This is a genomic window from Rhizobium sp. BR 317 (assembly GCF_047445835.1).
In the GTDB taxonomy this organism is placed as follows: domain Bacteria; phylum Pseudomonadota; class Alphaproteobacteria; order Rhizobiales; family Rhizobiaceae; genus Rhizobium; species Rhizobium paranaense.
This window is the reverse complement of the sequence record NZ_JARWLB010000190.1, coordinates 1-686: the sequence shown is the minus strand read 5'-3', so window position 1 is coordinate 686 and position 686 is coordinate 1. Positions and strand designations below refer to the sequence as shown.

The following is a 686-nucleotide window of genomic DNA, read 5'->3' as shown; positions in this document are numbered from 1 at the left end:
GATCATGCGGTAGTCTTCGTGGGCAGAACGGGCGACTGGGATACCGAGGGCTCCGATCTCCGCGGCATTGCGCTTCCTGGTCTGCAGGACCAGCTTGTTGAGGCGGTAATTGCGGCCAATCCGAACACGATTGTCGTCCTGCAAACTGGTGGACCGGTGGAAATGCCCTGGCTTTCCAGTGCTCGTGCAGTACTGCAATGCTGGTATCCCGGCCAGGAAGCTGGCAACGCGATCGCCGATGTCCTCCTCGGCAAGGCCGAGCCCTCGGGCCGACTGGCACAGACCTTCCCGGTGCGCTGGGCTGACAATCCCACACATACCGAGGATGACGCGGTCTATCCAGGCAAGAATGGCCATGTGCGATATGACGAAGGTGTGTTCGTTGGATATCGGCACTACGATCGCCAGGACATTAAGCCACTGTTCCCCTTCGGTCATGGTCTTGGTTATTCAAGCTTTGCGATGTCAGACCTKACGGTAGGGCTGCCGGATGCCGCCGGCGCGGTGACAGTGACACTGGGATTGACCAACGTCAGCGAGCGGCCAGGTTMGGCAGTGGTGCAAATCTATGTCGGCGATGTTGAAGCATCTGTACCCAGACCGGTCAAAGAACTGAAAGCCTTCTCGAAAATCGCCCTGGAACCCGGTGAGAAACGAAGGCTCAGTTTCATTCTTGACGCACGAAC

1 protein-coding gene is annotated in these 686 nt (G+C 58.0%); it reads left to right on the top strand.

The window, feature by feature from the left end; translation table 11 throughout:
- Positions 1-686: glycoside hydrolase family 3 C-terminal domain-containing protein (locus QD357_RS32725; RefSeq protein ID WP_414126152.1), on the top strand; the 686-nt coding region annotated here is incomplete at both ends.